At 70.8% G+C, this 14081-nt stretch carries 11 protein-coding genes; 5 read left to right on the plus strand and 6 right to left on the minus strand.

Features of this window, described 5'->3' with window-relative positions; all coding sequences use genetic code 11:
• Nucleotides 1-80: 80 nt before the first annotated feature.
• The 3 genes from GVN67_RS03265 (at nt 81) to GVN67_RS03275 (ending at nt 2427) form a co-directional block, all read left to right on the plus strand.
• Nucleotides 81-266: a 4-oxalocrotonate tautomerase gene (locus GVN67_RS03265; protein ID WP_159992839.1), complete on the plus strand. Its 186-nt coding sequence runs from the start codon at nt 81-83 to the stop codon at nt 264-266.
• A gap of 61 nt (nt 267-327) precedes the next feature.
• The gene (locus GVN67_RS03270; protein WP_159992840.1) at nt 328-1491 is read left to right on the plus strand and encodes an MFS transporter; all 1164 of its coding nucleotides are present in this window, start codon (nt 328-330) and stop codon (nt 1489-1491) included.
• Between the two features lie 66 nt (nt 1492-1557).
• Complete coding sequence (locus GVN67_RS03275; RefSeq protein WP_159992841.1) at nt 1558-2427, plus strand: neutral zinc metallopeptidase; 870 nt, start codon at nt 1558-1560, stop codon at nt 2425-2427.
• Between the two features lie 21 nt (nt 2428-2448).
• Here GVN67_RS03275 and htpG read toward each other — a convergent pair whose 3' ends face one another.
• Nucleotides 2449-4278, minus strand: coding sequence for a molecular chaperone HtpG (gene htpG / locus GVN67_RS03280; protein ID WP_159992842.1), 1830 nt, complete (start codon nt 4276-4278; stop codon nt 2449-2451).
• A gap of 121 nt (nt 4279-4399) precedes the next feature.
• Here htpG and GVN67_RS03285 point away from each other — a divergent pair, with 121 nt between their 5' ends.
• Both GVN67_RS03285 and GVN67_RS03290 read left to right on the plus strand, forming a co-directional pair.
• Nucleotides 4400-5320 carry a 3'-5' exonuclease gene (locus GVN67_RS03285; protein ID WP_159992843.1) on the plus strand — a complete coding sequence of 307 codons (921 nt, stop codon included), beginning with the start codon at nt 4400-4402 and terminating at the stop codon, nt 5318-5320.
• Between the two features lie 151 nt (nt 5321-5471).
• Complete coding sequence (locus GVN67_RS03290) at nt 5472-7967, plus strand: EAL domain-containing protein (RefSeq protein WP_200845106.1); 2496 nt, start codon at nt 5472-5474, stop codon at nt 7965-7967.
• 70 nt (nt 7968-8037) lie between these two features.
• Here the strand turns inward: GVN67_RS03290 and GVN67_RS03295 are convergent, their stop codons facing one another.
• From GVN67_RS03295 to GVN67_RS03315, 5 genes are read right to left on the minus strand one after another with little or no spacing between them, the layout of a single operon-like run.
• Nucleotides 8038-8469: a MaoC/PaaZ C-terminal domain-containing protein gene (locus tag GVN67_RS03295; RefSeq protein ID WP_159992845.1), complete on the minus strand. Its 432-nt coding sequence runs from the start codon at nt 8467-8469 to the stop codon at nt 8038-8040.
• Nucleotides 8466-10019, minus strand: coding sequence for an acyl CoA:acetate/3-ketoacid CoA transferase (locus GVN67_RS03300; RefSeq protein ID WP_159992846.1), 1554 nt, complete (start codon nt 10017-10019; stop codon nt 8466-8468). Before GVN67_RS03300 ends, GVN67_RS03295 begins: the two co-directional genes overlap by 4 nt.
• Entirely contained in the window at nt 10019-12064 is a 2046-nt protein-coding gene (locus tag GVN67_RS29895; protein ID WP_159992847.1) for an ABC transporter ATP-binding protein, read from the minus strand. Before GVN67_RS29895 ends, GVN67_RS03300 begins: the two co-directional genes overlap by 1 nt.
• A gap of 5 nt (nt 12065-12069) precedes the next feature.
• Nucleotides 12070-12936, minus strand: coding sequence for an ABC transporter permease (locus GVN67_RS03310; protein WP_159992848.1), 867 nt, complete (start codon nt 12934-12936; stop codon nt 12070-12072).
• Nucleotides 12933-13943, minus strand: coding sequence for an ABC transporter permease (locus GVN67_RS03315; protein WP_159992849.1), 1011 nt, complete (start codon nt 13941-13943; stop codon nt 12933-12935). The genes GVN67_RS03310 and GVN67_RS03315 overlap by 4 nt, the downstream gene beginning before the upstream one ends.
• Nucleotides 13944-14081: the final 138 nt, after the last annotated feature.

Genomic DNA, 14081 nt, shown 5'->3' on the forward strand with positions numbered 1-14081 from the left:
ACGCGCCCGGAGCAAGCGACCTCGACAGACCCGCGACGCCGGGGTCTCATGCGGCACACGTCAACGGAGAGACCACGCCCATGCCCATGATCCGCGTCGAAATGTTCCCCGGCCGCACCGTCGAGCAGAAGCGCGCCCTCGCCAAGGCCCTGACCGAAGCCTTCGTCACCCATGGCAAGACCTCACCCGAGGCCGTCAGCATCGTCTTCGTCGACGTCGCCAAGGAAGACTGGGCGACGGCCGGCGTGCTGGCGAGCGACAAGTAAGGAAGCAAGGTCGGGGGAAGGTATTCCCCCGAATCCCCCTTCTATTTCTGAAAGAAAACCGATGGCCACGGCGCTGCTCTGGGCGGGATTCTTTCTGGTCAACTTCAACATCGCCATGATGATGCCCCTGCTGCCCTTCATCCAGGAAGCAGGACACCTCACCACACACCAGGCCGGCCTCGTTCTCGCGGCCTTTCCCGTGGCAGCCTTGCTCTCCAACCTGGCGCTCGGGCCCTGGATCGACCGCTTCGGCCGCCGCCGCTTCATCATCGCCGGCGCCAGCGCGGTCTCCGTCACCCTGGCCGCCACCACCCTGGGCGAAGGCGTCGTCTGGCTGACGCTGTGCCGCGCCGCCACCGGCCTCTTCATGCCCATGGTCGGCGCCTGCCTCTTCGCCGCCATCGCCGACTACCTGCCCGAAGACCAGCGCGCCCGCGCCGCCGGCCAGGTCACCACCGCGGCCCCCATCGCCTTCCTGGCCTCCATCTCGCTCGGCGTCATCCTCGGCGGGCTGGTCGCCTGGCAGGTGCCGCTGCTGCTGGCGGCAGCCCTGGCCGTCGGCATCGCCCTCGGCGCCGCCCGCCTGCCGCCGACCCCGGCCTGGGCCCTGGCCACCGGCCCGGTCACCCCCGCCACCTACCGCCGCCGCCTGCTGTCGCTGTCGATGAGCCGGCAGACCCGGCTGCTCTTCGTCAGCTACTTCGCCTGGTCGGCGGCGGTCTTCGGCTTCCTCGGCCTCTACCCCGCCTGGGCGGTGCAGCAGGGCCTGGCCGGGCAGGGGGCGGCGACCATCGGCCTGCTGCTGCTGCTGGGCGAGGTCGGCGGGCTGCTCGGCGCCCTGCTGGCCACCCGGGTGCGGCGCGGCCCGCTGCGCTTCTGCGGCCTGGCCGGGCTGGCCACGGCGCTGGTCGTCGCGGTGGTGCCCTTCGGCGTCGACCTGCCCTGGTACCAGGCGCTGGCCTATGGCGGCTTCGCCTTCGGCCGCGACCTGATGCTGGCGCTGATCCTGGGCGGCGCCATGCTGCTGGTCCCCGCCGCCGAGCGCGGCAGCCTGAACGCCCTGCTCAACGCCATCTACCAGACCGGCGCCACGCTGGGCGGCATCATGGCCGCCTGGCTCTACGCCTGGCGCGACGATTTCTGGGCGAACGCCCTCTTCGCTTCTGTCCTTTTCTTCATCTCCGCGATCCAGCTGCTGCGCATCGGCGACGCCCGGAAGCGCTGAGGCAACCAGCCCGAGAAACCAGCTGGCCCAAGGCCGCGTTGCCGCTGCGGCAGGGAGAGATGCGCCATGCGCCTCGGTGGACCGGAAAGCGACAATATCGAGGATCGGCGGGGTCGCGGCGGCGGCGGCGGGGGCCGCGGCGGCATCGCGGTCGGCGGGCTGGGCGGCGTCGCCATCCTGCTGGTCTGCCTGTTCTTCGGCATCGACCCCTCGGTGCTCCTCTCCGACGGCGAGGCGCCGCCGCCGACCCAGCGCGAGGCCAGCCGGGAGCCCGGCCGCGATCCCGGCCAGCGCAACGCCGCCCCCGAGGATGCCGGCCGCCGCTTCGTCGCCCAGGTGCTGGGCGAGACCGAGCAGGTCTGGACCGCGCAATTCACGGCGATGGGCCGCCAGTACCAGGCGCCGGTGCTGGTGCTGTTCAGCGGCGCGACGCAATCCGGCTGCGGCGGCGCCCAGGCGCAGATGGGGCCCTTCTATTGCCCCAACGACCGCCGGGTCTATATCGACCTCGACTTCATGGCCCAGCTGCAGCAGCAGCTCGGCGCCCGCGGCGACTTCGCCGCCGCCTATATCGTGGCGCATGAGGTCGGCCACCATGTGCAGAACGAGCTCGGCGTCCTGCGCCGCGCCGAGGAGCTGCGCCGCGGCAACGACGCCAATGCCGTGCAGGTCCGCGTCGAGCTGCAGGCCGATTGCTTCGCCGGCCTCTGGGCCAAGCGCGCCAACGACGCCCGCCGCATCCTCGAGCCCGGCGATGTCGAGGAAGGGCTGGCCGCCGCCGCCGCCGTCGGCGACGACCGGCTGCAGCGCCGCGCCGGCGGCCGGGTGCAGCCCGAGAGCTTCACCCATGGCTCCTCCGCCGAGCGCGTGCGCTGGTTCCGCCGCGGGCTGGAGAGCGGCGCGCTCTCCGCCTGCGACACTTTCGCCAGCCGCTAAGTGGCTACTTGAAGCTGCCCGTCACTTGAAGCTGCCGGCCAGGGCTTCCGCCACCTTCCTGGCGAAGCCGGCCGGGTCGCGCGGCGCGTCGCCATCCTGGAGCCGCGCCAGGTCGAGCAGCGTGCCGGCGGCCTCGGCCAGGTCGGTCTCGCTGCTTTCCGCCAGCTTGCGGATCAGCGGGTGGCGCGGATTGAGCTCCAGCACCGCGAAGCTGCCGCCGCCGCCGCGCCCGGCGCGCCGCAGCAGCCGCTGCATCTGCAGGTCCGGCCCCATCGCCGAGGCCGAGAGCAGCACCGCGCTGTCCACCAGCCGGTCGGAGGCGCGCACCTCGGCAACCTCGTCCTTCAGCGCCTCGGTCAGCTTCGGCAGCAGGGAAGACAGATCGGCGGGCTCGGCGACCTCGCCTTCCAGCGGCAGCTTGCTCAGGTCGATCGTGCCCTGGGTGATGCTGCGCAGCGGCTTCTCCTCGAAGCGGTCGAGCCGCTCCGGCCAGAAGCTGTCGATCTGGTCGACCAGCAGCAGGACCTCGACGCCGCGCGCCCGGAAGCCTTCCAGCTGCGGCGACTTGGCCAGCGCCTCGGCATCGTCGCCGGCCAGGGTGTAGATCTCGGCCTGGTCCGGCTTCATGCGGGAGACGTAGTCAGCCAGCGAGGTCCAGCCCTCGACCGCCGAGGACTTGAAGCGCAGCAGGCCGGCCAGGTCCTTGCGGTGCTCGGCATCCTCGTAGACGCCTTCCTTCAGGATCGCGCCGAAATTCTCCCAGAAGCCGGCATAGGCCTCGGCGTCCTTGGCGCGGGTCTTGAGCTCGCCCATCACCTTCGAGGTCACGGCGCGGCGGATGCGGGCGAGCACCGGCGTCGCCTGCAGCATCTCGCGCGAGACGTTCAGCGGCAGGTCCTCGGTGTCCACCACGCCGGTGACGAAGCGCAGCCAGGGCGGCAGCATCCCCGCCTGATCGGTGATGAACATGCGGCGGACATGCAGCCGCACCCGGCTCTCGCGCTCGCCCTCGACCGCCTGGAACGGCTTCATGCCGGGGACGAAGAGCAGGGCGGCGAAGTCGATCGCGCCTTCCGCCCGCCAGTGCAGCGTCGCCCAGGGCTTGTCGAAGGCATGGCTGACATGGCGGTAGAATTCGGCGTAGCCGTCTTCGGTGATCTCCGCCTTCGGCTTGCGCCACAGCGCGGTGCCGGCATTGGCCGGCTCCTCCTCGCCATCCTGCACCAGCACGATGGGCACGGTGATATGGTCGGCCCATTTGCGGATGATGGTCTGCAGCCGGATCGGCTCCAGATATTCGTCGGCGTCGTCCTTCATGTGCAGGACGATGTCGGTGCCGGGCTCGTCGCGGCTGGCCGGCGCCAGGGTGTAGTCGCCGCGGCCCTCGGAGGCCCAGGTCCAGGCCTCCTCGCTGCCGGCATGGCGGGAGGTGACCTCGACCCGGTCGGCCACCATGAAGGCCGAGTAGAAGCCGACGCCGAACTGGCCGATCAGGCTGGGCCGGTCCTCGGCCTTGGCCTCCGCCACCTTGCTGGCGAAGGCCTGGGTGCCGGAGCGGGCGATGGTGCCCAGGTTCTGCGCCAGCTCCAGCTTGGTCATGCCGATGCCGGCATCGGAGATGGTGATGCGGCGCGCGTCCTTCTCGGGCGTGATGCGCAGCTTGCTGTCGACCGGCAGCGCCAGCTCAGGGTTCACCAGCGCCTCGAAGCGGCGCTTGTCGATGGCGTCGGCGGCATTGGCCACCAGCTCGCGCAGGAAGATCTCGCGCTCCGAATAGAGGGCGTGGACCACCAGGTCGAGCAGCCGCCCGACCTCGGCGTTGAATTCGTGCCGCTCAACAGTTTCGCTCACCGGTCCATCTCCTTGCGCGGTCGTCTGGCGGGCACCGATATGCGGGAGGCGCGGCCGGGTTTCAACCGGGGGCGGCACCGCGACGCTGGCCTTGGCCGCCGCTTCGGGGCATGCATCGGGGATGCAGCCCGAGACCCTTCCCCGCGCCGACGCCGAGACCGCCGAGCTGGAGGCCCTGGCCGGGCGCCTCGCCGCCAGCGGCGACTACCGCATCCTGCGGCGGATCTCCCCCCGCGCGCCCGTCACCCCGCCCGAGGGCGTGCCGGTGCGCCAGGGCATCGTGCTCGACCTGGAGACCACCGGGCTCGACGCGGCGAATGACGAAATCATCGAATTCGCCATGCTGCCCTTCACCTATGGGATCGACGGCACGCTCTACGCGGTGGGCGAGCCCTTCAACCGGCTGCGCCAGCCCTCCAAGCCGATCCCGCCCGCCATCACCAAGCTGACGGGGATCACCGACGAGATGGTCGCCGGCCAGCTGCTGGACCCGGAGGAGGTGCGCCGCTTCGCCGAGCCGGCGGCGCTGGTCATCGCCCATAACGCGGGTTTCGACCGCCGCTTCGCCGAAAAATTCTCCGATATCTTCGCCATCAAGCCCTGGGCCTGCTCGCTGACCCAGGTCGACTGGCGCGCCGAGGGCTTCGAGGGCAGCAAGCTCGGCTACCTGGCGATGAAGCTCGGCCTGTTCTTCGACGGCCACCGCGCCCATCACGACTGCCAGGCGACGCTGGAGATCCTGGCGCGGCCGCTGCCGGAATCCGGCCAGCCCGCTTTGGCCCGGCTGCTGGAGAAGGCGCGGCGCCCGAGTTTTCGCCTCTGGGCCGAGGGGGCGCCCTTCGAGGTCAAGGACCGGCTGAAGGCGCGCGGCTATCGCTGGAACGGCGACAATAACGGCCAGCCGCGCGCCTGGTGGATCGACCTCGACGAGGCGGCGCTGGAAGCCGAGCAGGCCTTCCTCGAGGCCGAGGTCTATGGCCACCCGCCGCGCGTGCCGGTGAAGCGGCTGACCGCGCTGGATCGGTTCTCGGAACGCGGTTGACGGTAGCGGGTGCCTCAAGGCCCGCCGATGATCCGCAAGGATTAGCAATTTGGCGATAAAGACCTGAACAATGTATAAAAAGAGAAACGCCCCCGCCCGCCGCTGAACGATGCCGGCCGGCCGAGGCCGCCCCTGCCGCCGGAGTCGCGCCGTGAGCCAGACCACGATCCATTCGAGCGAGTCCGACGCGCTGCACCGCCTGATGGTGCAGGGGGTGAAGGACTACGCGATCTATCTGATCGACCCGGCCGGCCAGGTCAGCACCTGGAATGCCGGGGCGCAGCGCGCCAAGGGCTATGCCCCCGCCGAGATCATCGGCCAGCATTTCTCCCGCTTCTACAGCGAGGCCGATCGCGCCGGCGGCCTGCCGCAGCGGGCGCTGGCCACCGCCCTGGTCGAGGGCAAGTTCGAGGGCGAGGGCTGGCGGCTGCGCCAGGATGGCAGCCGCTTCTGGGCGCATGTCGTCATCGACCCGATCCATGCCGAGGATGGCGCCCTGGTCGGCTACGCCAAGATCACCCGCGACCTGACCGGCCAGCGCGAGGCGACCCGGCGCAATGCCGAGCAGGAGCGGCTGTTCCGCCTGCTGGTGCAGGGCGTCACCGACTATGCCATCTACCTGCTCGACCCCGAGGGCGTGGTCAGCAACTGGAATGCCGGCGCGCAGCGCGCCAAGGGCTACAGCGCGCACGAGATCGTCGGCCAGCATTTCTCCTGCTTCTACTCGCTGGACGACCGCCGCGCCGGGCTGCCGCAGCGGGCCCTGGCCACCGCCCTGGCCACCGGCAAGTTCGAGGGCGAGGGCTGGCGCCTGCGCCGCGACGGCAGCCGCTTCTGGGCGCATGTCGTCATCGACCCGATCCGCGACGAGATGGGCACCCTGGTCGGCTACGCCAAGATCACCCGCGACCTGACCACGCAGAAGCAGCAGTCGGACAAGATGAAGGCGGTGTCCGACAATCTCGACCTGGCGCTGGCGCATATGTCGCAGGGCCTGTGCCTGTTCGACGCGCAGGAACGGCTGGTGCTGTCGAATGACCGGCTGCGCGGCCTGCTGCAGCTGCCCGAGGGCGCCATCCGCCCGGGCGCCACGCTGACCGACCTGCTGTGGGAGCTGCATGCCGACCCCGCCGTCGACTACGAGGAGACGGCGGCCAAGGTGCGCGGCCTGCGCACCACGCATCTGGCGGCGCTGGCCGCGACGCGGGAGACGGTGAACGAGGAGATGGTGCGGCAGGACCGCTACCTGTCGGTCAGCCACCGCGCGCTGCCGGCCGGCGGCTGGGTCACCACGCTGGACGACATCACCGAGCGCCGCCAGATCGAGGACCGCATCGTCCACCTGGCGCATCACGACACGCTGACCGCGCTGCCCAACCGCGTCACCTTCCGCGACCGGCTGGAGGCGGCGCTGGCCGAGGGGCCGCAGGCGCGCTGCGCGCTGCTCTATCTCGACCTCGACCGCTTCAAGCCGGTCAACGACACGCTGGGCCATCCGGTGGGCGACGCCGTGCTGCAGATGGTGGCGCAGCGCATCACCGCGCAGCTGCGCAAGAACGACGTGGTGGCCCGCCTCGGCGGCGACGAGTTCGCCGTGCTGATGGATGGCTGCGACCGCATGCCGGAGGTCAACCGCCTGGCCGACCGGCTGATCCGCGAGATCAGCCGGCCGATGCAGGTGAACGGCCAGCAGGTCGTGGTCGGCGCCAGCATCGGCATCGCCTGCGCGCCGCGCCACGGCATCGACCCCGACCTGCTGCTGCGCAATGCCGACCTGGCGCTGTACCGCGCCAAGGAGACCGGCCGCGCCTGCCACCGTGCCTATGAGCCCGACATGGAGCTGGTGGTGCAGCAGCGGCGCGAGCTGGAGCAAGATCTGCGCCGCGCTCTCGAGCTCGGCGAGTTCACCCTGCATTTCCAGCCCGTCGTCGATACCGGCCGCGGCCAGGTCACCGGCTGCGAGGCGCTGCTGCGCTGGGAAAGCCCGAAGCGCGGCCGCGTGCCGCCCGGCGACTTCATCCCCTTCGCCGAGGAGATCGGCATGATGGCCGAGATCGGCGACTGGGTGCTGCGCGCCGCCTGCCGCGAGGCCGCGCGCTGGACGCAGCCGCTGACCGTCTCGGTCAATCTGAGCGTCACCCAGTTCCACCGCGAGGACCTGACCGCCCGCGTCAGCCTGGCCCTGGCCGAAAGCGGGCTGCCGGCCGAGCGGCTGGAGCTGGAGATCACCGAGACGGCGATGATCGACGATGTCGCGGGCGCGACCGCCATCCTGGAGCAGCTGCGGCGCCTGGGCATCCGTATCGCGCTGGATGATTTCGGCACCGGCTATTCCTCGCTGAGCTTCCTGCGCAACCTGCCTTTCACCCGCATCAAGATCGACCGCAGCTTCGTCCATGACCTGGGCGTCAAGCCCGAGGCGGCGGCGATCGTGCGGGCGGTGACCGGGATGTGCGACAGCCTGAAGGTCTCGGTGACCGCCGAGGGCGTCGAGACCGAGCGGCAGATGGCCATGCTGCGCGCCGAGGGCTGCGACGAGGTGCAGGGTTTCCTCATTGGCCGCCCGTGCCCGCCGGGCGAGCTGGCCGTGTGGATGGAAGACTATGCGCGCGCCCGGGCCAGCGAGTCCGAGGAGCTGGCCGTCTAGAGCAGGTTGTTTGTTTGATCGCGTGCTTCAGGCTTCTCGGTGATCCCACCTCAAGCCATCGCGCTCTGGATCAGGCGAAGCGCAGGATATGGGTGCCCACCAGGCAGAGCTTGCCGTCCTGGTTGGTCACCTCGAAGCGCGACAGGCTTTTCGCCGGCGCTTCCTCGACGCTTTCGACAATGTAGCGCGCGACGAGGGAATCGCCGGCGAAGACCGGGTGGGTGAAGCGGATGCGGTCATAGCCGGCCGACACCGGCGTGCCGGCGCAGCCCGCGGCCACCGCGCGGCGCGACATTTTCGAAGACGCGGCCGAGACCAGCGCCATGACATGCGCGCCATGGGCGATGCAGCGGCCGAAGACGGTGCTACGGGCAAACTCGGCATCGACATGCACCGGGTCGTCATCGCCGCTCAGCGCCGCGAAGGCGACGATGTCGGCCGCCGACAGCGCCCGGCTGAATTCGACGCTGTCGCCCGGCGCCAGCCCGGTCGCGCTGCTCATTCCGCCGCGACCAGGGTGGAGAAACGGTCCAGCGCGGCGCGGCTGCGCGGCGCGCCCAGCCGGGCCTCCAGCCCCATCTTCCCGTCGGCGAAGAGCGACGGCTCCATCTTGCGCAGATTGGGGGAAATGGCGGGGACAAAGCCCATCTGGTCGATGATGTCCGTCTGCAGGTCCGCATCCGGCGCGATCTCGACAAGCTCGGGCCCGCGGTCGCCGAGGCGGAAGACAGCGCGCTCGGTGACATAGAGCACCGGCTGGCCGCGTTCCCGCGCGAAGGCGCCGGAGAAGGTGATCTGCTCCACCTGCCGCACGGCTTTCGGCGCGCCATTGGCGGTCAGCGTGCCGCCGAAGATCACGGCCTTGGCGCCCTGGCTGATATTGACGAAGCCGCCGGGCCCGACGATGCGCCCGCCGAAGCGGGAGACATTGACGTTGCCCGCCGCATCGAACTCGGCGAAGGACAAAAAGGCCAGGTCGAGGCCGCCGCCGTCGTAGAAGTCGAACTGATAGGGCTGGTCGATCTGCGCATCGGGCGAGCGCGCCGCACCCGCCTCGTTGCCGCTGGCCGGGGCGCCGCCGATATTGCCCTGCTCGTTGGTCAGGCAGACGCGGCGGAGCACGCCTTCCTCGGCCGCGACATTGGCGATGCCGGTCGAGATGCCGGAGCCGAGGTTGCAGATGGCGCCTTCGAACAATTCGAGGGCCCCGCGCCGGGCGACGATGCGCCGCGGCCCGGCGGGCAGGCGCGGGATGTCTTCCAGGGCGACGCGCTGATGGCCGGAATAGGCGGCGCTGTCCTCGGTCTCGAAGGTCTGCCACTGGTCGGGATCGACCACCAGCGCATCGACCAGGATGCCCGGCACCTTGACCATCTTCGGATGCAGGCTGCCGCGCGGGACGATGCGCTTGACCTGCGCCACCACCAGCCCGCCGGCGCGCCGCGCGGCCTGGGCGATGGACAGCATCTCCAGCGTCACCGCCTCATGCTCCATCGAGATATTGCCGTCCTCGTCGGCGGCGGAGCCGCGCACGAAGGCCACATCCACCTTGAAGGGCTTGTAGAAGAGATACTCCTGGCCGTCGAACTCGCGCAGCTCGACCAGGTCCTCGGTCGAGCGCGCGCTCTGCCGCCCGCCCTGCAGCCTGGGGTCGACGAAGCTGTGCAGTCCGATCCGCGTCAGCAGGCCAGGGCGGCCCGCCGCCATCTCGCGCATCAATTGGGAAAGAGAACCCTGCGGCAGGGTATAGGCCTCGATCTTCTCCGCCAGCGCCAGGGTGGCGACGGCCGGGCTGTTGACGAAGGTGCCGGAGACGACGCGCTTCAGCAGCCCTTCCTGCGCCAGATGCCCGGCGCCGCGGGTCTTGCCGTCGCCCAGCCCCACCGGATGCAGCGCGGTCAGGGCGCGCGGATGGCCGCTGTCGCGGAACCGCTCGCCCACGGCGGCGAGCAGCGCGTCGGGCACGGCATGGCCGCCGCCCGAGCCGCCGATCAGCAGGGTGTCGCCGTCGCGCAGCAGCGTCGCGGCCTCGGCCGCGGTCATGCGCCTCATCACGCGCTCCTTCGGGGCAGGGGCGCCAGGGCCCCGGGAAAATGACAGGCCAGGCGATGGCCCGGCGCGATCTCTTGCAAGGGCGGCAGGGTGCCGCAGATGTCCTGCGCCACCGGGCAGCGGGCGCGGAAGGCGCAGCCCTGCGGCAGCCGCAGCGTGCTGGGCGGCTCGCCGCCGAGCAGCACGCGCTGCCGCCCCGGCTCCGGGATCGCGCTGGTCAGCGCCACGGTATAGGGGTGCAGCGGCCGGGTGATGACCTCGTCGGCCGGGCCTTCCTCGACGATGCGGCCGAGATACATCACCGCGACGCGGTCGCAGAAGGCGCGCACCACCGCCAGGTCATGCGCGATGAAAAGATAAGAAAGGCCGAGCCGCTCGCGCAGCGACAGCATCAGGTTCAGCACCTGCGCCTGCACATTGACGTCCAGCGCCGAGACCGGCTCGTCCGCCACCACCACCGCCGGCTCCAGCGCCAGCGCGCGGGCGATGGAAATGCGCTGCCGCTGCCCGCCGGAAAACTCATGCGGATAGCGCGTGGCGAAGGCCGGCTTCAGGCCCACGGTGTCGAGCAGCGACGCGACGCGCTCCATCGCCGCGGCGCGGTTCGGCACACGGCGATGCGCCAGCAGCGGCTCCGCCAGGATGGCGCCCACCGTCATGCGCGGGTTGAGCGAGGCATAGGGGTCCTGGAACACCATCTGCAGCCGCGGCCGCAGGCTGCGCAGCGCGGCCGGCGTCGCCTCGGTGATGTCCTGCCCCTCGAAGGTGATGCGGCCGGCGGTGGGCGCGTGCAGCCGCGTCAGCAGCCGGGCGAGGGTCGACTTGCCGCAGCCGCTCTCGCCGACGACGCCCAGGCTCTCGCCCCGGCGCAGCACCAGGTCGACGCCATTGACCGCATGCACCATCGCGGGTGCGGCGAAGATGCTCTTGCGCGGCAGCACGAATTTCTTCTCCAGCCCCACAGCCTGCAGCAGCGGCGCTTCCGATTCCAGCGGCGCCGCCGAGCGGCTGGAGGCGGCGACCGTCGGCCGTGGCAGGCTGCGACCATCGGCGGTGACCCAGCAGCGTGCGCGGCGGCCGGGGGCGACCTCGATCAGCGGCGGATGCTCATTGTCGCAGCGGGCGATGCGGAACGGGCAGCGCGCGACGAAACGGCAGCCGGGCAAAGGCTGCAGCGGATCCGGCGGCGTGCCCTCGATGGCGGTCAGCCGGGCGCCGGCCGGCGCCTCCAGCCGCGGCACCGCATTGACCAGCGCCCAGGCATAGGGGTGGCGCGGATCCTCCAGCACCTCGGCGGTCGGCGCCTCCTCCACCACCTCGCCGGCATACATCACGGCGACGCGGCGGCAGACGCTGCCGATGACGCCGAGATCGTGGCTGATCAGCACGATCGCCGTGCCGAATTCCTGGTTCAGCCCGCGCAGCAGGTCGAGGATCTGCGCCTGGATGGTGACGTCGAGCGCGGTGGTCGGCTCGTCGGCGATCAGCAATGCCGGGTCGTTGGCCAGGCCGATCGCCAGCATGACGCGCTGGCGCATGCCGCCGGAGAATTCATGCGGGAAGGCGGCCGCCGCGCGTTCGGGGGCCGCGACACCCATGCGGCGCAGCAGCTCGATGCCGCGGCGGCGGGCGGGCTTCGCCGCCATCTTGCCGTGGGCGACGATATGCTCGGTGACCTGGCCCAGGATGCGGCGCACCGGGTTCAGCCCGGTCATCGGGTCCTGGAACACCATGGCCGCGCGGTCGCCGCGCCATTCGCGCAGCTCGCGCGACGACATCTCCAGCACCTCGCGGCCCTGGAAGCGGATCGAGCCGCCAGTGATGCGCGCCGGCTCCTGCAGCAGCCGCAGCAGCGACAGGGCGGTGACGCTCTTGCCGGAGCCGCTTTCGCCGACGATGCCCAGCGTCTCGCCCGGGCCCAGGGTGAAGGAGACGCCGTCGACGGCATGCACCGGCCCGGCATCGGTGAGGAAGACCGTGTGCAGGTCACGGACCTCGAGGACCGGCGTCGTCGTCTGGGGGGCGGCGCTGTGCGGGGCTGCCATGTGGTTCACTGCGTCCGCCCCTTGGGATCGAGCCAGTCACGCAAGCCGTCGCCGCAGAAGTTGAAGCCGACGACGACGGTCAGGATGGCCAGGCCCGGGAAGGCCGCGACCCACCATTGCTCGACGAGCTCGCGCCCCTCGGCCACCATCGAGCCCCATTCGGCCATCGGCGGGATGACGCCGAGGCCGAGGAAGGACAGGCCGGCGAAGGTCAGGATGGCATTGCCCAGGTCGAGGGTGATCAGCACCGCCAGCGGCCCCAGCGTGTTCGGCATGATGTGGCGCAGCAGGATGCGATGCGGCTTCAGCCCCAGCACCGTCGCCGCCTCGACATATTCCTGGCTGCGCTGGACCAGGGCCAGGGCGCGGCCGAGGCGGGCGAATTTCGGCCACCAGACGACGAGCATGGCCAGCACGGTGTTCATCGGCCCGATGCCCAGCGCCGCGGCGATGGCCAGCGCCAGGATGATCGGCGGGAAGCACAGCACCAGGTCGGTCAGCCGCATCAGCCCCTCGTCCCACCAGCCGCGCGCCCAGGCGGCGATGGTGCCGATGGCGGTGCCGAGCAGGGCGCCGAGGATGACGACGGAGAAGCCGGCCGAGAGCGACAGCCGCGCGCCATGCAGCAGGCGGGAGAAGACGTCGCGCCCCAGCGTGTCGGTGCCCATCCAATGCGTCCAGGAGGGCGGCTGCAGCCGCGCGGTGACGTCGACGGCATTGGGCTGGTAGGGCGAGATCCAGGGCGCCAGGATGGCGATCAGGATCCAGGCGACGACGATGCCGCCGCCGAACCAGGCCGGGCCGTAGCGGCGCAGGCGGCGGCGCCAGCGCGGCGCGCTGCGCGGGACGACGCGCATCGTGGTCGCGCTCATCGCCGCACCCGCGGGTCGAGCAGGGCGTAGGACAGGTCGACCGCCAGGTTGACCAGCAGGAAGGTGACCGAGACCACCAGCGTGATGCCGACGATCGCCGGGAAATCCAGCGCCGCCGCCGAGCGGAAGGTGTAGCGGCCGAGCCCCGGCCAGGAGAAGACGGTCTCGGTCATCACAGCCCCCGCCAGCAGGTTCGCATAGGCCAGGCCCCCCAGCGTCACCACCGGCACCAGCGCATTGGGCAGCGCATGGCCCAGGATGGTGGTGCGCTCGCGCATGCCCTTGGCGCGGGAGACGCGGATATAGTCCTGCTGCAGGCTGTCGAGCATGGCGGCGCGGGTGGTGCGGGTGATCAGTCCGATGGTCGCCGCCGCCAGCACCACCGAGGGCAGCACCAGATGGGCCACGGTGTCGGAGAAGGTTTCCCAATCGCCGGCCCAGAGGCTGTCGAGCAGGAACAATCCGGTCGGACCTTCGGGCGGGAAGGCGATGGGGTCGAGCCGGCCTGGCCCCGGCGCCCAGCCCAGCCCGCCATAGAAGATGGCCAGCATGATGAAGGCGAGCCAGAAGGTCGGCGCCGAGACGCCGAGCAGCGAGACCACCCGCGCCGCGCTGTCGATCCAGCCGTCGCGCCACACCGCGGCGGCGATGCCGAGCGGAATGCCGATGATCAGCGACAGCAGGAAGGAGACCGTCGCCAGCTCGATCGTCGCCGGCGCATATTGGAAGATGTCGTCCAGCACCGGGCGCCGCGTGGCGATGGACTGGCCGAGATCGCCCTGCACCAGGCCCTGCAGGAAGATCCAGTAGCGTTCCCACAACGGCAGGTCGAGGCCCCATTTGGCGCGCCAGCGCGCCACCGTCGCCGGATCGCTGGCGGCGATGTCCCCGAGCTGCGCCAGCACCGGATCGCCGGGCACGAAATTGGCGATCAGGAAAATCACAGCGCTGGCCAGGATCGCCATCATCGCGGCGGTCACCAGCCGCTGGACGATGTAGCGAGACATCGGCCGCAACCCTCCCCATGGACTTTGCTTGCTTGACACCGAGCCTTGCCGATCGGGTGCCGCGGATCAACCCTCTTTCTGGGCTTGGCGGGTGAAAAATTGGAACGTTATAATCCAGGCAAAAGCTGGGGGAGGAGA

Source organism: Roseomonas sp. 18066, from assembly GCF_902706185.1.
Classification (GTDB): domain Bacteria; phylum Pseudomonadota; class Alphaproteobacteria; order Acetobacterales; family Acetobacteraceae; genus Pseudoroseomonas.